This is a genomic window from Streptomyces sp. NPDC048462 (assembly GCF_043200175.1).
Lineage (GTDB): Bacteria > Actinomycetota > Actinomycetes > Streptomycetales > Streptomycetaceae > Streptomyces.
The window spans coordinates 391348-411715 of record NZ_JBICXG010000003.1 but is presented as its reverse complement, the minus strand read 5'-3'; the positions used below and the strand labels follow the sequence as shown (position 1 = coordinate 411715).

Sequence of the window (20368 nt, the reverse complement as noted above, 5' to 3'; positions counted from 1 at the left end):
GAATGCCCGGGGTCCCCGTACGGCCGCACAAAGCAACCAACTGACCGAAAATTGGAAGTTCCCGTACATACGAGATCATTCGCATGCGGTTACGAGTCGCTGCTTGACCTTGCCGCTGGCGGCAGGATTGAACGATTGCCGCATGAACGTCAGCTCAGCAGCCTCCAGGCCTGCCACCGACCGCGTCGTCGCCATCACCGGCGCGGGGACCGGCATCGGCCGTGCCACCGCCCACGCCTTCGCCGCCGAGGGCGCCACGGTCCTCGTCATCGGGCGGCGGGGCCGGCCGGGCGGCTCCGTCTACGCCGCGACCAAGATGGCCATGGAGCTGTTCACCCGCACCTGGGCGGTCGAACTGGCGCCGCGCGGCATCCGCGTCGTGGCGGTCGCGCCCGGTGCGATCGGGACCCCGATCGGCAAGCACCAGGGGCTGACGCCCGAGCAGTTGGCGGCGCTGCGGGAGTGGCAGCTGGCGCACACCCCGATGCGGCGGCGCGGCACACCCGAGGAGGTGGCGCGCTCGATCACGTATCTCGCCTCGCCCGACGCCTCGTTCATCACCGGTGCGGTTCTCCCGGTCGACGGCGGTGCCGTGGTCGCGTGATAAGAGTGAACGGGGAGGTGGTGGGGGTGCTGATCGGCGAACTGGCCGGGGCCACCGGCACGACCGCGCGTGCGCTGCGCCACTACGAGCAGGCCGGGCTGATCACTTCTCGGCGGGCGGCCAACGGCTACCGGGTGTACGAGGCGCGCACGGTCGTCCGGGTCCGCAACATCCGCCACCTGCTGGCCGCCGGGCTCAGGCTGGACGACGTACGGGCCTTCCTGCCCTGCCTGGACGGCGATGTCGTCGCTTCCCCGCCCTCGCCGCCGGGGCTGCGGATCGCCCGCGAGCGGCTCGCGGTCCTCGACGCCCGGATCGCCGCCCAGACCGAGGCCCGGGACCGGCTGGCCGAGGCACTTCGGGCGCTGCCCGGTGACCCGGCCCCGCCGGGCGGAGCCACCGGGGCGGCGACGGGGTCAGGGCCGGATGCTGCTCACCACGTCGGCGGTGGCCGTGAGGCCCTCCTGGATGGTGGGCGCCATGCTCGTCCCCGCGAGGAAGAACCCCAGCAGGCCGCAGACCAGCGCGTGTGAGATCTTCAGTCCGCCATTGCGGAGGAAGATCACCGCCAGGATCAGCAGAAGCAGTACCAGTGAGATCGAAATGGCCATGGCCAACCTCCTCCGCCGCGCCTGAATTGCGGCATTCGGCGGCCAGTTTGGCGTAGCGGAGAGGCCATCCGGCGCACTGGCGTGTCCGCCAAACGGGTAGGGCTGGGCGGCCAGGGACGGGGCCGGGCGGCCCCCGGTCAGCCGGAGCCGCCGGGGGGCCGCCCGGCCGCGTCACGGCGCGGGCAGCTCCATCAGTTCCGCGACGGTCCCTCGGTGGCGGCCCGCCGTGCCGTACGCGATCGAGTCGGCCTTGGCGCGCTTGAGGTACAGGTGCGCCGGGTGCTCCCAGGTCATCCCGATTCCGCCGTGGAGCTGAACGCACTCCTCCGCCGCGTGGACGGCGACCTCGGAGCAGTACGCCTGCGCGACGGCCACCGCCAGCGGCGCGTCGGGGCTGCCGGTGGCCAGCGCGTCCGCCGCGTTGCGCGCCGCCGCCCGCGCCGAGGCGACCTGCAGCCATAGCTGTGCCATGCGGTGTTTGAGCGACTGGAACGAGCCGACGGGGCGGTTGAACTGGTGGCGCTCGCGGGTGTACCGGACCGTCTCGGTCAGGCACCACTCGGCGAGCCCGAGCTGTTCGGAGGCGAGGAGCCCGGCTCCGGCCAGCAGCCCGGCGCGCACCGCTTCCCGGCCTGCCGGGGCATCCGCGAGGCGGGTTGCGGTGGCTCCGGTCAGGGTGACGGCGGCGAGCGGGCGGGTCAGGTCGAGCGCGACGAGCGGCTCGACGACGACGCCCTCGGCGTCCGCGGCCACGGCGTACAGCCCGTCGGCGGCCGGGACCAGCAGCACATCGGCGGCGGCCGCGTCGGCGACCGGGCCGATCGTGCCGTCGAGGCCGGCGGTCACGGTGGCCGGGTCCGGCGCGGCGGCGGAGAACGGCAGGGCGAGTACCGCGACCTTGCGGCCCAAAGCCAGGTCCGCGAGGAGTCCGGCCTCCGGCCCGTCCTGGGCACCGAGCGCCAGCAGCGTCTCGGTGGCGACGACGGAACTGGTCAGGTAGGGCGTCGGGGCGACGCGGCGGCCGAGTTCCTCCATGACCACGGCGGCCTCGCGGTGTCCGGCGCCCTGCCCGCCGAGCTTCTCGGGCACCAGGAGTCCGGCGGCGCCGATGCCGGTGGCGAGCGCCTTCCAGAGCTGCGGGTCCTGCGGCGTGCCGGACTCGGTGCGGGCGATCACCGCCGGCGCGTCGCACCGGGCGTCCAGGAGCGAGCGGACGGCGGCGCGCAGGTCGTCCTCGGCCTCCGAGTACAGCAGATCGGGCGCCTGGCTCTCTTCGGTCCGTGCGGTCATCGGGACAGGTCCTTCCAGGCGACGTCCTTGTCGTTGCGCGGTTCGGCGGGCAGGCCGAGCACGCGTTCGGCGACGATGTTGAGCAGTACCTCGCTCGTGCCGCCCTCGATGGAGTTGCCCTTCGAGCGGAGGTAGCGGTAGCCGGCGTCGCGGCCGGTGAAGTCGACGAGCTCGGGCCGGCGCATCGTCCAGTCGCTGTACAACAGGCCTTCACCGCCCAGGAGTTCGACCTCCAGGGCGCTGATCTCCTGGTTGAGCCGGGCGAAGGCCAGCTTCATCCCGGAGCCCTCGGGGCCCGGCTGACCGGCGACGAGCTGCTGGCGCAGGCGCGCCCCGGTGAGCCGGGCGACCTCGGCCTCCACCCAGAGGGTGAGCAGGCGCTGGTGCAGATCGTGGGTACGCAGTTCGGGGCGTTCGCGCCAGGTCGCGGCGACCGGTCCGATCATGCCGCCCTCGCGCGGGATGCGCGCTCCGCCGATGGAGACGCGCTCGTTCATGAGCGTCGTCTGCGCGACCTTCCAGCCCTCACCGACCGGGCCGAGCCGGTGGCTGTCGGGGATGCGCACGCCGGTGAGGAAGACCTCGTTGAACTCGGCCTCGCCGGTGATCTGCCGCAGCGGCCGCACCTCTACGCCGGGGTCGGTCATGTCGCAGATGAAGTAGCTGATGCCGCGGTGCTTGGGCACGTCGGGGTCGGTACGGGCGATGAGGATCGCCCAGCGCGCCAGATGGGCGCTGGACGTCCAGACCTTCTGCCCGTCGACCACCCAGTCCTCCCCGTCGCGGACGGCGCGGGTGGAGAGGGCGGCGAGGTCGGAACCGGCGCCCGGCTCGCTGAACAGCTGGCACCACACCTCCTCCCCCGCCCACAGGGGGCGCAGGAACCGCTTCTTCTGCTCGTCGGTTCCGTAGCCGAGGACGGTCGGGGCGGCCATGCCGAGGCCGATGCCGATACGGCGCGGGTCGTTGTCCGGCGCGTCCGCCGCGGCCAGTTCGGCGTCCACGACGGGCTGCAGGGAGCGCGGGGCATCGAGCCCGCCCAGTCCCACCGGGTAGTGCACCCAGGCGAGTCCGGCGTCGAAGCGTGCCTTGAGGAAGTCGGTCCGGTCGGTGGTGGCCGGGGGGTGCCCGTCCAGCAGTTCCCGGGTGAGGCGGCGCAGTTCCGCGGCGTCGGGGGCGGTCATCGGGCGGCTCCTGACGGGAGGACGACGATGCGGCCGGTGCTGGTGCCGTCGGCGACGCGCTGGACCGCGGCCGCCGCGCCGTCCATCGCGACACGCTCACTGATCAGCGGCTTGACGACGCCCTCGGCGGCGAGCCCGGTCAGCTCCCGGTGACAGTCGCGGACCGCCTGCGGGTCCTTGGTGTTGTACAGGCCCCAGTGGAGCCCGAGCACCGAGTAGTTCTTCACCAGGGCGTGATTGAGCCCCGGAGTGGGGATCACGCCACTGGCGAAGCCGACGACGACCACCCGGCCCTCGAAGGCGATGCACTTCACGGACTTGGCGTACGCGTCGCCGCCGACCGGGTCGTAGACGACGTCGGCGCCGCGTCCGCCGGTCGCGTCCTTGACGGCCGCGACGATGTCGTCGGCGCGCCGGTCGATGACCAGGTCGCAGCCGAGGGCGGTGGCCGCCTTGGCCTTCTCCGCGCCGCCGACGACGCCGATGACGGTCGCGCCGGCGGCCTTGCCGAGCTGGACCGCGGCGCTGCCGACGCCGCCGGCCGCGGCGTGGACGAGCAGCGTCTCACCGGCCTGCAGCCGTGCCCGCCGGTGCAGCCCGAACCAGCCGGTCTGGTAGCCGATGTGCAGCGCGGCGGCCTCCGCGTCGTCCAGGGCTTCCGGGGCGGGCAGCAGCGCCGCCTCGTCCGCGACGACGTACTGGGCGAAACCGCCGTCCGGCAGCGCGGGGGTGGCGAGCACCCGGCGGCCGTCCGGCGTCCTGCCGCAGATCTCCACGCCGGGCGTGAACGGCAGCGGGGGCCGGATCTGGTACTGGCCGCGGCAGAGCAGCGCGTCGGGGAAGTTGATGTTCGCCGCGAGCACCTCGACGAGCACCTGCCCGTCGCCGGGCGTGGGCCGGTCCGTCTCCTCCAGCCGCATCACCTCGTTCGGCTCGCCGTTCCGGTGCACTCGCCATGCCTGCATGAGGGGCCTCCACAACACTGTCGGCATTACCACTGCTCCGGCGCATACTAAGCGGTCGCTTGCCCCTCTGGGAACAACCTGCGGGTGACCGCTTCCGCCGGACGGTGACCTGCCGGGCCGCGAGGGCGGACGGCGGGGCCCCGGGCCGTGGCATGACCGTGCGCCCGCCCGCCCGCTCGGGGGCGCCGGGCGCACTACGGGGCGGCCCCGCTACTCGCCCACCACCACCTCCGCGATCTGCGGCGCCCCGGCGCCCCGGCGCCAGGCCACCCGCACCGCGTCGGCGCTCCGGCCGTGCGTGTCGATGTACGTGTACGCCCCGCCGAGCCTGCCGACGGTCCGCCAGTCGCCGTCCGCGCTCCGCAGCTGGATGTCCGCCGCGCCCTCGGCACCGGCCGGCCGCAGGACCGTCACCGAGCCGACCGCACGCGCGCTGCCGAGCCCCACCTCGATGGACTCGCCTGCCTGCGGGGCCCGCGCGGCGCGGTAGACCGTGCCCGGGTCCCCGTCGGCGGCCGAGCCCATGGCGGATCCGGTGGCCGCGGGAGGGCTGCCGGTGACCGCTCCGTCCGTCGTCGCGACGTGGAACTCACGCACGACGACCCAGCTGGTCTGGGCCGCCGTCGCCCGCGCCCGCACGTAGCGGGCCTTCGTACCGGCGGGCGCGGTCGCCGCGACGTCCGGCTTGCCGGAGAACGTGGTCAGCGGCTGCCAGCTCCTGCCGTCGGCCGAGTACTCGAGCACGCCTTCGTGCAGGTAGTCATCGGTGCTGCCGGGCTTGCCCATGGCCAGCGTGATGTCGCCGATGTCCCTGGACTCGCCCAGGTCGACGGTGAGCTGATCGTCCACGGCAGGCGCGCCGTCGCTCCAGAAGTACGTGGAGTCGTCGCCGTCGAGCATCCGGGCGGCGGCGTTGCCCTGGTAGGTGCCCAGGCTCGTCGACGCGGCGGGGCGGCCGCTCACGCCGAGGATCCGGTCGTGCTCGGCGGTGGCCGCGTCGACGAACCCGTCCAGCACCCCGTCACCGACGTGGACCGGCACCTTGCCGCCGCCGAGGCCGGTGTACACGAAGGACTTGGCCCGCTCGACCTGGGCGGGCAACTGCTGCCGGAGCTCCCAGGCCTGTGCGCCGTTCCCGGCGCGGGCCGCCTCGACCATGCGCAGGGCCGTGCGGGACGCGGTCGCCCAGGCCTCGGTGGCGTCCAGCCAGGGGCCGGAGTCGTCGATGAAACCGCGGTCCGGAAGTGCCGCGCGCAGCCGGGCGGGGGCTGCGCGGAGGTTTCCGAGCACGGTGGTGAGCCGCTTCGAGTCGCCGGACTTCCAGTAGCGCGCGACCTCCGCCGCCAGTTCCGGCGCCTTGTCGGTGTTGAGCGCCGAGCTGTAGTTGACGTCGGCGAAGGCGCGCAGTGCCTGCTCGGTACGGGCGTCGCCGTCCGCGTACTCCTTGAGCCCCTTGCCCCACGAGGTGCGCGGGTCGTACGCGGCGTCGTTCCAGGAGTAGTCCGCGACGGTGTACAGCGAGAGCTTCGAGGCGTACGGCTGGATCATCGGGTTGGCGGTGATCCCGGCGAGCCTGCCGGGCAGCCCCTTCTCCCGCCCGTTGAACGGGCCGAGGAGCAGCCGGTCGGTCGCGTAGTCGTTCACCGGGTAGTTGTCCCAGGTCAGGATCGGGTGCCCGAACACCTCACGGGCGGTGTCGGCCTGAGCGTTCGTCATGGTCGGTGCGACGACTCCGACGCCGGTCCACTCGACGAGCACGTCCGGGTCGAGCTGCTCGGAGAGCGCCTTCTTGTACGGGGACTGGCTGATGTTGTAGTACTCGGTGGGGACCATCTGGAGCGGCTGCGCACCGGGGTGGGTGGCGATGAACTCCTTGTTGACCCGGTTCAGCAGGTACGCCTGCGCGGCTCCCGCGGCCCCGCCGCCGGTCCCCCACTTCTCCTTGTCGGCGTCGCAGTTCCAGTCGGTGTAGCTGATGTCGTCCAGCGGCACGGCGAAGGTCCGTACGCCGATGTCCCAGATCGTCTGGAACTTGTCGACGAGGGCCTTGGTGTCCGCCTCCGAGCTGTAGCAGACCGACAGCCCGGGAGAGAGCGCGTAGGTGAACTCGACGTGCCGCTGGACGGCCCGGTCGGCGAGCTCCCGGATCTGCGCCAGCTGGTCGGCCGGGTAGGCGTCGCGCCACTTCTCGCGGAGGTAGGCGTCGTCCTTGGGCGAGTACACGTAGATGTTCATCTTGTGCTCGCCGTAGTAGTCGAGCTGGTCGAGCCGGGCCTTCTGCGACCAGGGAGTGCCGTAGAACCCCTCGATGACGCCGCGCAGGGCGGTACCCGGCCAGTCGCGCACCGCGAGTCCGCCGATGCGGGCTCCGGCCCCCTTCCGGTGCGGCAGTACCTGGCGCAGGCTCTGCGCCGCGTAGTAGGTGCCGGTGGTGTCCTTGCCCGCGAGGACGATGCGGCCCGCCCCGATGCCGAGGACGTATCCGTCGGCGGGCAGCCCGGTGGCGCCTTCGAGCTTCTGGGCGGCGAGCGCGGCTGCGTCACCGACATGCACGGTGAGCCCGCTCGTGGAGGCCCGGGTGCTCCGGACGACGCGCTGTGCACCGGCCTGCTTCAGGGCGGTCTCGACCACGGCGAGCGAGGATTCGTCGGCCGTTTCGCCGGCCACCACGGTGACGGTGGGAGTGATGGTGATCCGGTCGGACCGGCTCTTGACCGACTGCGGGGTCGGGGTGATGACGGGGGTCCCCGGGCTGTTCCGGGCCTCCGTCGGGGCGCCGGCCCCGGTGCTGCCGGCCGCCTGCGCGGAGGGACCCGCGGCCAGCAGGCCGGCGACGAGCAGGGCCGCCGACGCGGCCAGGGCGGTGAGACGAGGTGGGCGAGGCGTCACAGATCCTCCATTGATCACTCAAGTCATCAGAGTCGCGCAACACAACTGCACCGAATTCAACATCCTGGCACTTACATGTCAATGGTCTGGACAACATCACTGCGTGGACCTGGAGTTTTGCCTTCGGAAGCGGTAGTTATTCGCCATGACAGAGCCCATGCACACGCCCGGCCTCGCCGCGCCGCCCCCGCTGGGCGCCAGCGCCTTACCACCCGGCACGTACGACGGCGTCGTCGTGCTGGTCACCGGCGGCGGCTCGGGACTCGGCAAGGCGATCGCCGCCGAATTCGCCCGGCTGGGCGCGGATCTGGTGCTGGTCGGCCGGAACGCCGAACGGCTCGCCGCCGCCCGGGACGAGCTGGCCCCGCTGACCGGCGGCCGGGTCATGACCGCACCGGCCGACATCCGCGACCCCGACCGGATCGCCGCGGTGTTCGACGCGGCCGAGGCCGAACTCGGGCTCCCGGGAGTGCTGGTCAACAACGCGGCCGCCAACTTCCCCTCCCCCGCCGAGGACTTGTCACCGAACGCCTGGCGGGCGGTGCTCGACATCACGCTGACCGGCACCTGGTTCACCACGCGGGAGTTCGGGCGCCGCCACCTCGCGGCCGGCACCGCGGGCTCGATCGTCAGCGTGGGCGCGTCGTACGCCTGGACCGGCGGCCCCGGCCACGCCCACTCGGCCGCCGCCAAGGCCGGGGTGAAGAACCTGGTCGAGACGCTCGCCGTGGAGTGGGGCCCGTACGGAATCCGGATCAACGGACTCGTGCCGGGGCTGATGCCGCACGAGGACATGACCGCCGACATCCGCGGCCACCTGGACCGGGCAGGAGAAGCGGACCCCGGCCGCGACGGAGCCGACGGGCACGGCGAGCACGGCTCACGTGCCGGGCAGGGCTCACGCGGTGAACACCACGAGCACGACGCGCGCCAGCCCGCGCTCCGGGTCGGGCTGCCGCGCGAACTGGGCTGGGCGGCGACGTTCCTGGCCTCGCCCTTCGCCGGATTCGTCTCCGGCCACTCGCTCGTGGTGGACGGCGCGAACTGGCAGCGCCGCTCCCTGGTCGCCCCTCCGGTGGTGCCGGTGCGCGAGCAGCTGGGGCGCGGCCCGTTCGCCCCGCCCGGCCCCGGCGGGCGGTGAGTCAGCCGCCCTCGAAGTGCGGTGTCCGGCGGGCGGCCTTGGCCGCGTAGCCCTCGGCGCAGTCCTGCGAGGTGAGGGTGAGCGCGGCGGCCAGGGCCGTCCGGTCGAGCGCGGCCGCCATCCCGGCGTCCGCGAAGGCGTCGACCGAACGCTTGATGTGCCGTACGGCCAAGGGGGCGTTGGCCGCCACCGCTTCGGCCACCGACCGCGCGGTGGCCTCCAGCTCGCCGCGCGGCGTGACGCCCTGGAGCAGGCCGATCCGCTCGGCCGTCGCCGCGTCGATCCGGCGGCCGGTGAGCGCGAGGTACTTCGCCCAGCCCGCCCCGGCATCGCGGGCGACGCGCATGTCGCCGCCCGCGTCCACCGCGACCCCGATGCCGGCCTCCGGCAGCGCGAACACGGCGTCATCGGCGGCGATCCGGATGTCGGCCATGAGGGCCAGCTCGAAGCCGAAGCCCAGGCAGTAGCCCTGGACGGCCGCGATCACCGGCTGCGGGAGCCCGGCGAACGCGGCAAAGCGTTCGTGCACCCAGCGGATGCCCTCGTAGTAGTTCTGGGTGCGCTCGGACGGGGAGCGGCCGGTGATGGCGCCACCGGGCGCGGTGACGTCGATCCCGGCACAGAAGGCCCGGCCCTCGCCACGCAGCAGCACGGCCCGGACCGAGCCGTCGAACCTGATCCGGTCCGCCATGATGCCGAGCTGCCTGCTGGACTCCCAGCTCCAGCCGTTGAGCCGGTCGGGCCGGCAGAGGGTCAGCACACCCACGCCGTCCTCGACCCGGAGCGTGATCCGCTCCTCGCCGTGCGGAATGCCGTGATCGAGGATGTCGAGCACCGCCGCCCCCTCCCTTAACTGACGCTTCGTCAGAATGCGCTGTGCGGCACAGGGTACGGCGACCCGCCCGGGGCGGCCAGGGTCCGGCCGGCTCAGCGCGCGAACAGCTCGAAGGCGACGGCGGGCCGGCCGCCGAACCGTTCACCCGACGCCTCGGCGTTGCCGGTGAGGAAGGCGCGGCAGTACTCCTCCGGATCCTGGTCCGTGAGCACCTCGATGTACGTGCGGTGGGCGAGCAGCGAACGCACGGAGCGCTCGAGTCCGGCCGTCACGTCGAGGGCGTGCGTCGGCGTGGCCGACCCGGCGACGGCGACCCAGCGCACCCCGTTCCACGGTTCGAGACCCTGCTCGGTCAGCTCCGGGAAGATCCAGCGGTTGCCCGCGTCGGCCACCGCGTCCAGGGCCGCACGCCCGACCGCGCGGTGGTCGGGGGTGTTCCAGGCGACGCCGCCCCAGGTATCGAGGTGGTTGAGCGTGACGACGAGCTCGGGCCGGTATCGGCGGACGGCCGCGGCGATGTCGCGGCGCAGCTCCACGCCGTACTCGATGACCCCGTCGCAATGGTCCAGGAACTCCACCCGGGAGACGCCGACGACCTCCGCGCTCGCGCGCTGCTCCCGCTCGCGCAGCGGTGCGCACTTCGCCGGTTCGACGGTGTCGATGCCGGCCTCGCCCCGGGAGGCCAGCAGATAGCTGACCTCGCGGCCGCCGTCCGTCCACACGGCGACGGCCGCCGCGCAGCCGTACTCCAGATCGTCGGGGTGCGCCACGACGGCGAGCGCGCGCCTCCAGTCCTCGGGCATGGGCTCCAGCTGCTCGGTCATATCGGCAGGCTAACCGGACCGGGCGGACCCGGCCCGCCGGCACACACCCGCGCCCTCGCGCTTTCCTCGGGCACTCCCCGGACCGCACCGACGGCACACCCACAGCCCCCACATTGCATGATCATGCGTAATAGCGCATACTCTTCCTATGTCTAAGGTTCTTACCTCCCTGCCCGCCGGCGAGCGCGTCGGCATCGCCTTCTCCGGTGGCCTCGACACCTCCGTCGCGGTCGCCTGGATGCGCGACAAGGGTGCCGTCCCGTGCACCTACACCGCCGACATCGGCCAGTACGACGAGCCCGACATCGCGTCGGTGCCCGGCCGCGCGTCGGCCTACGGCGCCGAGATCGCGCGCCTGGTCGACTGCCGTGCGGCGCTGGTCGAGGAAGGCCTGGCGGCGCTCACCTGCGGCGCGTTCCACATCCGCTCGGGCGGGCGTGCCTACTTCAACACCACGCCCCTGGGCCGCGCCGTCACCGGCACCCTGCTGGTCCGGGCGATGCTCGAGGACAACGTACAGATCTGGGGCGACGGCTCGACGTTCAAGGGCAACGACATCGAGCGGTTCTACCGCTACGGTCTGCTGGCCAACCCGCACCTGCGGATCTACAAGCCCTGGCTCGACGCGGACTTCGTCCACGAGCTGGGCGGCCGCAAGGAGATGTCGGAGTGGCTGGTCGCCCACGACCTCCCCTACCGCGACAGCACCGAGAAGGCGTACTCCACCGACGCCAACATCTGGGGCGCCACCCACGAGGCCAAGACCCTGGAGCACCTCGACACCGGCGTCGAGACCGTCGACCCGATCATGGGCGTGCGGTTCTGGGACCCGGCGGTCGAGATCGCCACCGAGGACGTCACGATCGGCTTCGACCAGGGCCGCCCGGTGACGATCAACGGCAAGGAGTTCGCCTCCGCCGTCGACCTGGTGATGGAGGCCAACGCCATCGGCGGCCGCCACGGCATGGGCATGTCCGACCAGATCGAGAACCGGGTGATCGAGGCCAAGAGCCGGGGCATCTACGAGGCCCCGGCCCTGGCCCTGCTGCACGCCGCCTACGAGCGGCTGGTCAACGCGATCCACAACGAGGACACCGTCGCGCAGTACCACAACGAGGGCCGTCGCCTGGGCCGTCTCATGTACGAGGGCCGCTGGCTCGACCCGCAGGCGCTGATGATCCGCGAGTCCCTCCAGCGCTGGGTCGGCGCCGCCGTCACCGGCGAGGTGACGCTGCGGCTGCGGCGCGGCGAGGACTACTCGATCATGAACACCTCCGGTCCGGCGTTCAGCTACCACCCGGACAAGCTGTCCATGGAGCGCACCGACAACTCCGCGTTCGGCCCGGTGGACCGGATCGGCCAGCTCACCATGCGCAACCTGGACATCGCCGACTCCCGCGCCAAGCTGGAGCAGTACGCCGATCTCGGCATCGTCGGCAACACGCACGCCACGCTCATCGGTGCCGCGCAGGCGGCCTCGACCGGGCTGATCGGTGCGATGCCGCAGGGCGGCGCCGAGGTCATCGCCTCCCGCGACCGGGCCGAGAGCGACGCCGACGAGATGCTCGACCGCGCCGCCATGGAGTTCGGCACCGACTGATCCTGGTGCGTACTGATCCGCCCGGCCGGGATGCTTCGGTGAGGTCCCGGCCGGGCGGAGCGCGGCCCGCCCGGGACTTCGTTCACCGCGGCTTCGGATACCCCGACGGGTACCCTGGCCGGTCCGGGGCAGGAGAGACCGAGAACCCGCCCCGCCCGGTGAACGAAAGGAAACACCGCTCGTGACCAGCCCCGTATCGCTCTCACCAGCCCAGGCCGCGGCCCGCCTCACGGAGTTCACCGTCATCGATGTGCGGGCCCCCGGCGAGTACGCCTCCGGGCATGTTCCCGGCGCCCTCAACATCCCGCTCGACCGCCTCTCCGAGGCCGTCCCCGCGCTCAAGTCCGCCTCGGCACGCGGTGCCCTGCTCGTGGTCTGCGCCTCCGGGGTGCGCTCCACCCGGGCCTGCGACATCCTCTCGGCCGCCGACATCGACGCCGCCACGCTTTCCGGCGGCACCTCCGCCTGGGAGGGCGAGGGCCGCGATCTGGACCGCCCCGCCGGCTCCCGGGGCGGCTGGGCACTGGAGCGGCAGGTGCGGCTCGCCGCCGGTTCGCTGGTGGTGGCCGGTCTGCTGGCGGGGGTCAGGTACCCGGCCGCGCGCTGGCTGTCCGCCGGAATCGGCTGCGGCCTCGTGTACTCCGCGGTGACCGGCAGGTGCGGCATCGCGGCCGCCCTGTCCAGGCTCCCCCACAACCGTGACCCTCGGGCGGCGACGAACCTGAACGCGACGCTGGACGCCCTCCAGGGCTGACCGCCGCCCGCACACCGGGGAACGGCTCGGGGCGAGATCCGGGCGCCGCCGCGGCTCCGGACCTCGCGGCAGCCCCGGACCTCGCTGACGCCCCGGGCCCCGCCGGTGCCTCAGGCCTCGTCGCGGACCAGGGCGAGCAGCCGGTCCAGGACCCTCGGGCCGCCCGCGCGCAGCCCGTCGTGCTCGTACTCGTCGGTCACCCAGGTGCGCAGCCCCCGGATCGCGGCGGCCGTACGCAGCGCGTGGGCCGTGTCCACGTACATGTCGTCGTGGTAGACGGCGGCGGCCACCGGTACCTCGTTGGCGGCCAGCCGCTCCGTGTCGTACAGCGGCTCCCAGCCGCCTCGGCCGGCGAGCAGTTCGGCCGTCTCGCGCAGCGGGCGCAGGGCCGGGTCCACGTCGAAGTGCCAGGGGTGGATGCTCTCGCCGGTGAACAGGACCGGGCCGTCGCCCCGGAGCGCCGCCGCCGCGTCGAACTGCGGGAACTCGGCGCGCACCCGCTCGGCCGCCCAGTCGGTGGGGCGTTCGCCCTGGCTGTAGATCGCCTCGTGCAGGAGCGCGTACAGCGGATGCCCGGCGAACGAACAGGCCGTGCGCATGGCCTCCTGGAAGGTGTCGGAGAGTTCGGTGCCGTGCGGGGTGCGGACGAAGGCGTTCTCCAGCAGGTAGTGGAGCTGGTGGCTGCCGCTGCCGCCGCCGAGCATGATGCCGAGCGACTGGAACCCCTCGGGTGTCAGCCGGTGTCCGGCGCTCTCGGGGTGGTGCTCCGCGAGGTGCGCGGTGATTTCGCGGGCGCGCTCGACATCCTGCGGGTAGCGGGCGTAGTGCGCAGCGACCTTCCGCTCGATCCTCGGGTACGCGGCCCGGTAGACGTCGTCCGGGTGGGCGTCGAGCGAGGGCAGGCCGCCGGTGATCAGGACGGTGCTGAGCCCCTCGGGCGCGGCGCAGAGGTAGCGCACGGCGCAGAAGCCGCCGAAGGACTGGCCGAGCACCGTCCAGGGCGCGCCGCCGGTCAGCGCCGGCCGGATCAGCTCGCAGTCCCGCACGATGCTGTCGGACCGGAAGTGCGCTAGGTAGTCGGCCTGCTCGCGGGGGCCGCCGCGCAGCGGCAGCGTCTGCCGGTTGGCCGGGGTGGACAGTCCGGTGCCGCGCTGGTCCAGGAGCAGCACCCGGAACTCCCGCACGGCGCGGCCCAGCCAGGCCTCCGCGCCGGTGAAGCGGCGGGCGCCGAAGCCGGGTCCGCCCTCCAGGTACAGCAGCCACGGCAGCTCGTCGGCGGCCCTGGAAGCGGCCACCACCTCCCGGCCGAAGATCTCGATCTGCTCACCGCCCGGGTCGGTGTGATCGAGCGGCACGGTGAAGTGACGGTCGGTGAGGACGAGACCGGGCTGCCGGTAGCTGTTCAAGGGTGCTCCTGAATCCGATGTTTCCCGGACAGTTCAGCACACCCGTGTGCCCCGGACGGTCCCGGCCCGTGTGCGGTGGAACCGGCCGCCTCCTAACGTGCAGTCATGATCCGGTTCGAGCAGGTCGGCAAGGTCTATCCGGACGGTACGACGGCCGTCCACGAACTGTCCTTCGAGGTCGCCGAGGGTGAGCTCGTCACCCTGGTCGGCCCGTCCGGCTGCGGCAAGACCACCACGATGATGATGGTCAACCGGCTGATCGAGCCGACCTCGGGGCGAATTCTGGTGGGCGGCGAGGACATCTCCACGGTCGACCCGGTGAAGCTGCGCCGCGGGATCGGCTACGTCATCCAGCAGGTCGGACTCTTCCCGCACCGCACGGTCCTCGACAACACCGCCACCGTCCCGGCGCTGATCGGCTGGAAGCGGTCCAGGGCCCGGGAGCGGGCGGCCGAACTCCTGGATCTGGTGGGCCTGGATCCGGCGACGTACGGCTCCCGCTACCCGGCGCAGCTCTCCGGCGGTCAGCGCCAGCGGGTCGGTGTGGCACGGGCGCTGGCCGCCGATCCGCCGGTGCTCCTGATGGACGAACCGTTCGGCGCGGTGGACCCGGTGGTGCGGGAGCGGCTGCAGAACGAGTTCCTGAGCCTGCAGGCCACGGTCAGGAAGACGGTCCTGATGGTCACCCACGACATCGAGGAGGCGGTGCGGATGGGCGACCGGATCGCGGTGTACGGGGAGGGCCGCATCGAGCAGTTCGACAGTCCGGGGGCGGTGCTCGGCTCCCCCGCCACCCCGTACGTGGCCCGGTTCGTCGGCGCCGACCGGGGCCTCAAGCGGCTCTCGGTCACCACGATCGAACCCGAGGACCTGGAGGAGCCGCCGGTCGCCCGGCTGGACGAGCCGGTCCGGGTGGCGGCGGCCCGGCTCGGGGCCGCGGGCTCACGGTGGGCGGTCGTCCTGAACGGTACGGGCGAGCTGCACGGCTGGGTGTCGGCGGACGCGTTGCGGATCGCCGGGGAGGCCGGCACGGTGGGCGAACTGGCCCGCCGGATGGACGCGTGGGTGCCGGTCGGCGCGCCCCTGAAGCAGGCGTTCAGCGAGATGCTCCAGCACGACGCCGGGTGGGTGGCGGTCCTGGACGGGGCGCGGTTCCTCGGTGTCCTGACCCCGGCGAAGCTGCACGAGGCGCTTCGCCGGTCGGTGGACGCGGACGCGCAGGGCGTGGGACGTGACGAGGTCGAGTTCGATTCGGTGGCGGACGCCTGAGCGGGGCGCGTGCCTCCCGCTCGTGTCCGGCTACACGCCGGCGGACAGCCGGCTCCCGGCCCCGTCCCACGGCTCGGGTTCGGCCACGTCGTCCCTCTCGTAGGCGTCCTCCTCGAACCAGCCCGTCCCCGCGAGCCAGGTCTCCAGCCACCCCGCGAGGCCCGCGGAATCCAGGAACCAGCAGTGCTCCCACGATCCGCCGCCGTACGGGTTCGGGTCGAAGAGCAGGACCTGGCCGTCTTCACTGCGGCAGTCGACGCCCGCGTACATGCCGCAGCCCCAGGTAAGGATCGGTACGACGCCTTCGGGCCACTCCGGGTGCTCCGCCGCGACGACTGTCTCACGTAGCGTCAGGTATTCGCCGGTCACGCCGGAGTCCGGACCGGACAGCGGCAGCAGTCGGTAGTCGGGGCCGAAGCCGCCGTCGGCGACCTCGCGGTACAGACGGGCGAGCAGCGGGTGCAGCGCGAAGCCGAGGTGGGCCTCGGCCGCCGCGATCCGGGCATCGTCGAGCGGCGCGGGCAGGTCCGCGTTGTCCGATGCGGCCCGGACGGCGACGCGTCGCACGAGATCGTCCATGTCGGTCATGACCGTGATGCTGCCAGACCCCTCTGACATGTCGCTGCCCAGGTCGACCGCACGGATCGCGGCTCTCAGGGCCGTTCGGGCTTGAGGGCGAGGAAGGTGGCGTAGGTCCGCTCGGCCCCCTCGCCGGGTTCCTCCACCAGGCGCGCGGTGAGGGCGAACCCGGCCTGCTTCAGGAGCCCGGCGATCCGGTCGGGCGGCAGCAGGTAGGACTCGTAGGACACCGGATGCCCGCCGTACGCCTTTGTGGGACGCAGGTGCTGGCCGGCCCCCACATGGCCGGCCGGCATCAGACAGCCGCCCGGCGCGAGAGTGCGGTGGAACTCGCCGAACACCACGGGGAGCAGCTCGGGCGGGGTGTGGTGGGTGGAGTAGTACGCGAGGATGCCGCCGAGTGCGGCGTCCTCGACCGGGAGGTCGGTCATCGAGCCGACACCGAAGCGCAGTTCCGGGTGGGCGCCACGGGCCAGCTCGACCATGGCGGGCGACAGGTCCAGCCCGAACACGTCCACCTGCCGCGCAGCGAGGTGGGCCGTGACTCTGCCGGGCCCGCAGCCCAGGTCGGCGACCGGTCCGAGGCCGGCCGTCCGTGCCACTTCCGCGAAGACGTCCAGCATCCCCCGGGACAGCGGGTCCAACTGCGCCGGGGTCTTGACCCGTTCGACGTAGTCGGCGGCGACGGTGTCGTACGACTCCCGGACGGCGGCGAGGTAGGAGAGCTCAGACATGCGGGCGACTCCAAAGCCTCTCCCCGCGGTGGTGGCCCTGAGGTCAGACGCTTCCGGCGTACCGCCAGAAGTCCCGCATCAGCACCGGCGGGGTGGGGCCGGCCATCGCGACCTGGCTGAGCATGACGGCGACCGTGCCGGTGGCCGGGATGATGTGAGCCGTCGTGCCGGTGCCCCCGACCCAGCCGTAGCGCCCCGGCACGTTCCAGGGATCGAGCGTCTCGACGTCGACCGAACCGCCGAACCCCCAGCCCTGCCCCTCGGTGAACAGTCCGCTGGCCGCGCGCTGAGCGGGTGTCAGGTGATCGGTGGTCATCTGCCGCACGGACTCCGGCGTCAGCAGGCTGCGGCTGCCCACGGACCCGTCGTCGAGCAGCATCCGCGCGAAGGCGTACCAGTCGTCGACGGTCGAGACGAGTCCGCCGCCGCCGGACGGGAAGTCCGGCATGCCGCTCCACTGCCCGCCGGGTGCGTCGGCCAGTGTTAGGGCGCCCTCCGCATCCGCCCGGTAGTAGCCGGTGAGACGGTCGAGCCGGTCCGGCGGGACGGCGAATCCGGTGTCGGTCATCCCGAGCGGCTCGAACAGCCGCTCCGCCATGAACTCCGGCAGCGACTGGCCCGAGACCCGGGCGATCAGCACGCCCAGGATGTCGGCGCAGGTGTTGTACAGCCACGCCTCCCCCGGCTGGTGGAGCATCGGGACCCGGGCCAGCGCCGCCATCCACTCGTCCGGGGCGGCGACGGCCTGCGGCTCCGGCGGGCCCTGGTTCAACTCGCTGAACAGGGGTGCGAGCGCGGGCAGCGAGAAGTCGGACGGGAATCCGTACCCGGCGCGGAAGGTGAGCAGGTCGAGCACGGTGATCGGCCGCGCGGCCGGGACCACGTCGTCGACCGGACTCTGCGGGGTGCGCACGACCATCGGCGCGGCCAGTTCGGGCAGCCAGGGCCCGACCGGGTCGGAGGCCGCCAACCGGCCGTCGTCGATCAGCATCATGGCCGCCGCCGCGGTGACCGGCTTGGTGATCGAGGCGATCCGGAAGACCGAGTCCCGGGCCATCGGCACGCTGTCGTCCGTGAAGGCGGAGCCGACCGCCGCCACCTCGATGCGTTCGCCGCGAGCCACCAGTCCCACCGCTCCCGGCACCGAACCGTGACGGACGTGCGTTTCGAGTACTTCGCGCAGGGTGCTCATCGCTCCGCCTTCTCAGGTGTGGGGTTCAACAGGATGACTCCACCGGTGGTCCGGACTCATCGGGCCGCGCCGAGCCACCCTGCGGTGCGCTCAGCCGGCCGGGATGAGGTGCTCGGACCGCAGATAGGCGCGGGCCACGTCCTCGGGGAGCCGCCGCCAGCTGTCCACCTGTTCGTTCAGCCGGGCCAGGTCCGCGGTGGTCAGTACGGTGTTCAGCCTGCCCAGCGCCGTGCGCACGCCCGCGCTGCCCGCCCTGGCACGGTTGACGACGGGGACGAGGTAGTCGGCGTTCTGCAGGTGCTTGTCGTCCGCGAGCAGGACGAGCCCGAATTCGTCCAGGGTGGCGTCGGTGGTGGTGGTCAGCACCATCTGGTCCCGGCCGCTCTGGACCGCCTGCTTGGCCTGCGTGGTACCGACGCCCTTGGGGTCGACGGCGGTGATGTCGATGCCGTACGTCTTCTTCAGGCCGGGTGCGCAGTACGGGCGCTGCACGCACTCGTCACCTGCCGCCAGCCGGACCGGCAGCCCAGATCTGCCGAGGTCGCTCAGCGACTTCAGGTGGTGTTTCCTCGCGTACGCGGAAGTGACGGCGAAGGCGTTCTGGTCGACGGCCCGGCCGGGGTCCAGGACGGTGAGGCCGCGCGGCGCGGCCAGGGCGCGCAGGGCCTTCATGGTCGCGGCCAGGTCCGGGGAGCCGACGGGCGCGGCGTCGGCGCCGTTCTTCTTGGCGTTCAGCCAGTCGGCGAAGGTGGCGGCGTACTCCGGTACGACGTCGATCTGGCCGCTCTCCAGAGCCGGTTCGTAGATCTCCCGGTTGGTGACGGAGATGATCTTCGTGGAGTATCCGGCCCGGTCGAGCAGCAGGGCGTACATCTGGGCGAGCAGATCGCTCTCGGTGAAGCCCGCCGAGCCGATGGTGAGGTGCTTGCTGTCGCCGGGCGGCGCGGTGACCTCGCCCTGTTTCTCCAGCGCCGGTCCGCTGGTACAGGCGGCCGCCGCCAGTGCGAGCAGCAGGATCGCGGGGAGCGCGCGGCGGGCCCTCATCCGGTGTTCCCGTCGCGGACCCAGTCGGGCGCGAGGCGCTGCGCCAGCTCGAAGAGCCCCTCGACGATCAGGGCGAACACGGCGACCAGGACCGCTCCGGCGACCACCTGGGCGGTCGAGGCGAGGTTGAATCCGGCGGTGATGATCCGGCCCAGGCCGCCGCCGCCCGCCAGGGCGGCGATGGTGGCGGTGGCGACGAGCTGCACGGCCGCGATCCGTACCCCGGTGAGGATGAGCGGCAGGGCGAGCGGCACCTCGACCTGGAACAGCAGCTGTCTGCCGGTCATCCCCATGCCCCGGGCCGCCCGCACGACGTCCTGGTCGACCTCGCGCATGCCGACGTAGGCGTTGGTGAGCAGCGGCGGTACGGCGAACAGGACGAGGGCGACGATGGTCGGTCCCTCTCCGAACCGGCCGACCGGGGTGAGCAGGAGCAGCACCAGGACGGCGAAGGTGGGGACGGCCCGGCCGATGTTGGAGATGTTGACGGCGAGGGCGCCGCCCTTGCCGAGGTGGCCGAGGACCAGCGCCACCGGCAGGGCGATGAGGCAGCTGATCAGCAGGCAGACGACGGTGAGGTAGAGGTGCTGGCCGAGCCGGGTCCAGATGCCGTCGTCGCCGTACCAGTGCGCGGAGGTGGTGAGCCAGGACCAGGCCTTGGTGAGGGTGTTCACGACTGCCTCCGGGTCCAGGGCGTCAGCAGGCGTTGCACCAGCAGGAGCAGCAGGTCGGCGGCGACGGCGATGACGACGCAGAGCACGGACGCGGTGAGCACCTGGGCCTTGAAGTAGGTGTTCATGCCGGAGTAGATGAGGTTGCCGAGTCCGCCGTAGCCGACGATCGCGCCGATGGTGACCAGGGAGACCGCGGAGACGGTGGCGATGCGCAGGCCCGCCATGGCGGCGGGCAGGGCGAGGGGGAGCTCGACCGCGACGAGCAGCCGTACGGGCCCGTATCCCATGCCCCGGGCCGCCTGGCGGGTCTCCTCCGGTACGGCTCGGAGTCCGGCCAGGATGTTCCGTACGAGGAGGGTCAGGGAGTACAGGACGAGCCCCGCGACGACGAGCGCGGCGGAGAGCCCGTACACCGGCAGCAGGAGCGAGAACATCGCGAGGGAGGGCACGGTGTACAGGACGGTGGTCACTCCGAGCACCGGTCCTGCCGCCCAGCGCCAGCGGCGGGCGGCGAGGGCGAGGGGGAGGGCGAGCACCAGGCCGATGAGTACGGCGATCACGGTCAGCTGGAGGTGCTGGAGCACGGCCTCCCACAGGATGTGCCGACGGCTGCTCAGGTAGGCGCCGCAGATCCATTCGTTGCGCGCGAGGCAGTCGTCCGGAGGCGCGGTCACCCGTCCATTGCAGCCCGGAACAGGGCGGGAGCGCGCGTCCTGATCGTCTGTTCGTGGAGCGGGACGGCGCGGGGCCGGTGGACGGCGCCGGGCGTGAGC

Annotated in this window: 19 protein-coding genes and 1 pseudogene; 6 read left to right on the top strand and 14 right to left on the bottom strand. The window is 72.7% G+C overall.

The features are described 5' to 3' along the window. Nucleotides 1–142: 142 nt before the first annotated feature. Both ACGFU6_RS07850 and ACGFU6_RS07845 read left to right on the top strand, forming a co-directional pair. Nucleotides 143–604, top strand: coding sequence for an SDR family oxidoreductase (locus ACGFU6_RS07850; protein ID WP_393608844.1), 462 nt, complete (start codon nucleotides 143–145; stop codon nucleotides 602–604). A gap of 26 nt (nucleotides 605–630) precedes the next feature. After that, nucleotides 631–990: pseudogene (locus tag ACGFU6_RS07845) on the top strand (MerR family transcriptional regulator); the annotation flags it as partial. Nucleotides 991–1020: 30 nt separating this feature from the next. Here ACGFU6_RS07845 and ACGFU6_RS07840 read toward each other — a convergent pair. From ACGFU6_RS07840 to ACGFU6_RS07820, 5 genes are all read right to left on the bottom strand, one after another. Beyond that, complete coding sequence (locus tag ACGFU6_RS07840) at nucleotides 1021–1215, bottom strand: hypothetical protein (RefSeq protein WP_024489726.1); 195 nt, start codon at nucleotides 1213–1215, stop codon at nucleotides 1021–1023. 171 nt (nucleotides 1216–1386) lie between these two features. After that, a complete protein-coding gene (locus ACGFU6_RS07835; protein ID WP_393608843.1) occupies nucleotides 1387–2505 on the bottom strand; it encodes an acyl-CoA dehydrogenase family protein in 1119 nt (372 codons plus the stop codon). Further along, nucleotides 2502–3689, bottom strand: coding sequence for an acyl-CoA dehydrogenase family protein (locus ACGFU6_RS07830; RefSeq protein WP_393608841.1), 1188 nt, complete (start codon nucleotides 3687–3689; stop codon nucleotides 2502–2504). The genes ACGFU6_RS07835 and ACGFU6_RS07830 overlap by 4 nt, the downstream gene beginning before the upstream one ends. After that, nucleotides 3686–4654 (bottom strand): NADPH:quinone oxidoreductase family protein, encoded by a 969-nt coding sequence (locus ACGFU6_RS07825; protein ID WP_393608840.1) that lies wholly within the window; start codon nucleotides 4652–4654, stop codon nucleotides 3686–3688. Before ACGFU6_RS07825 ends, ACGFU6_RS07830 begins: the two co-directional genes overlap by 4 nt. Before the next feature lie 210 nt (nucleotides 4655–4864). Beyond that, nucleotides 4865–7543 carry a beta-N-acetylglucosaminidase domain-containing protein gene (locus tag ACGFU6_RS07820; RefSeq protein WP_393608838.1) on the bottom strand — a complete coding sequence of 893 codons (2679 nt, stop codon included), beginning with the start codon at nucleotides 7541–7543 and terminating at the stop codon, nucleotides 4865–4867. Between the two features lie 145 nt (nucleotides 7544–7688). On the opposite strand from ACGFU6_RS07820, the gene ACGFU6_RS07815 reads away from it, so the two are divergent. Continuing rightward, on the top strand, nucleotides 7689–8684 hold the full coding sequence (locus ACGFU6_RS07815; protein ID WP_393608837.1) for an SDR family oxidoreductase: 996 nt from the start codon (nucleotides 7689–7691) through the stop codon (nucleotides 8682–8684). A gap of 1 nt (nucleotide 8685) precedes the next feature. On the opposite strand, the gene ACGFU6_RS07810 is transcribed toward ACGFU6_RS07815, so the two are convergent. Both ACGFU6_RS07810 and ACGFU6_RS07805 read right to left on the bottom strand, forming a co-directional pair. After that, on the bottom strand, nucleotides 8686–9519 hold the full coding sequence (locus tag ACGFU6_RS07810; protein ID WP_393608835.1) for an enoyl-CoA hydratase/isomerase family protein: 834 nt from the start codon (nucleotides 9517–9519) through the stop codon (nucleotides 8686–8688). A gap of 92 nt (nucleotides 9520–9611) precedes the next feature. Further along, nucleotides 9612–10343 (bottom strand): PIG-L deacetylase family protein, encoded by a 732-nt coding sequence (locus ACGFU6_RS07805; protein ID WP_393608833.1) that lies wholly within the window; start codon nucleotides 10341–10343, stop codon nucleotides 9612–9614. Nucleotides 10344–10491: 148 nt separating this feature from the next. Here ACGFU6_RS07805 and argG point away from each other — a divergent pair, with 148 nt between their 5' ends. Continuing rightward, the gene (argG, locus tag ACGFU6_RS07800; RefSeq protein ID WP_123529971.1) at nucleotides 10492–11943 is read left to right on the top strand and encodes an argininosuccinate synthase; all 1452 of its coding nucleotides are present in this window, start codon (nucleotides 10492–10494) and stop codon (nucleotides 11941–11943) included. 181 nt (nucleotides 11944–12124) lie between these two features. Further along, entirely contained in the window at nucleotides 12125–12697 is a 573-nt protein-coding gene (locus tag ACGFU6_RS07795; RefSeq protein WP_393608831.1) for a rhodanese-like domain-containing protein, read from the top strand. A gap of 110 nt (nucleotides 12698–12807) precedes the next feature. Here ACGFU6_RS07795 and ACGFU6_RS07790 read toward each other — a convergent pair whose 3' ends face one another. Next, nucleotides 12808–14103: an alpha/beta fold hydrolase gene (locus ACGFU6_RS07790; protein WP_393608830.1), complete on the bottom strand. Its 1296-nt coding sequence runs from the start codon at nucleotides 14101–14103 to the stop codon at nucleotides 12808–12810. 105 nt (nucleotides 14104–14208) lie between these two features. On the opposite strand from ACGFU6_RS07790, the gene ACGFU6_RS07785 reads away from it, so the two are divergent. Beyond that, a complete protein-coding gene (locus ACGFU6_RS07785) occupies nucleotides 14209–15372 on the top strand; it encodes an ABC transporter ATP-binding protein (protein WP_393608828.1) in 1164 nt (387 codons plus the stop codon). Nucleotides 15373–15402: 30 nt separating this feature from the next. Here ACGFU6_RS07785 and ACGFU6_RS07780 read toward each other — a convergent pair whose 3' ends face one another. The 6 genes from ACGFU6_RS07780 to ACGFU6_RS07755 form a co-directional block, all read right to left on the bottom strand. Further along, nucleotides 15403–15960 (bottom strand): SMI1/KNR4 family protein, encoded by a 558-nt coding sequence (locus tag ACGFU6_RS07780; protein WP_393608826.1) that lies wholly within the window; start codon nucleotides 15958–15960, stop codon nucleotides 15403–15405. Between the two features lie 65 nt (nucleotides 15961–16025). Further along, complete coding sequence (locus ACGFU6_RS07775) at nucleotides 16026–16685, bottom strand: class I SAM-dependent methyltransferase (protein ID WP_393608825.1); 660 nt, start codon at nucleotides 16683–16685, stop codon at nucleotides 16026–16028. Nucleotides 16686–16728: 43 nt separating this feature from the next. Then, nucleotides 16729–17877 carry a serine hydrolase domain-containing protein gene (locus tag ACGFU6_RS07770; protein WP_393608823.1) on the bottom strand — a complete coding sequence of 383 codons (1149 nt, stop codon included), beginning with the start codon at nucleotides 17875–17877 and terminating at the stop codon, nucleotides 16729–16731. 90 nt (nucleotides 17878–17967) lie between these two features. Then, nucleotides 17968–18921, bottom strand: coding sequence for an ABC transporter substrate-binding protein (locus ACGFU6_RS07765; protein ID WP_393608822.1), 954 nt, complete (start codon nucleotides 18919–18921; stop codon nucleotides 17968–17970). After that, nucleotides 18918–19595 carry an ABC transporter permease gene (locus ACGFU6_RS07760; RefSeq protein WP_393608820.1) on the bottom strand — a complete coding sequence of 226 codons (678 nt, stop codon included), beginning with the start codon at nucleotides 19593–19595 and terminating at the stop codon, nucleotides 18918–18920. Before ACGFU6_RS07760 ends, ACGFU6_RS07765 begins: the two co-directional genes overlap by 4 nt. Beyond that, a complete protein-coding gene (locus tag ACGFU6_RS07755; RefSeq protein ID WP_393608819.1) occupies nucleotides 19592–20269 on the bottom strand; it encodes an ABC transporter permease in 678 nt (225 codons plus the stop codon). The genes ACGFU6_RS07760 and ACGFU6_RS07755 overlap by 4 nt, the downstream gene beginning before the upstream one ends. Between the last annotated feature and the right edge of the window lie 99 nt (nucleotides 20270–20368).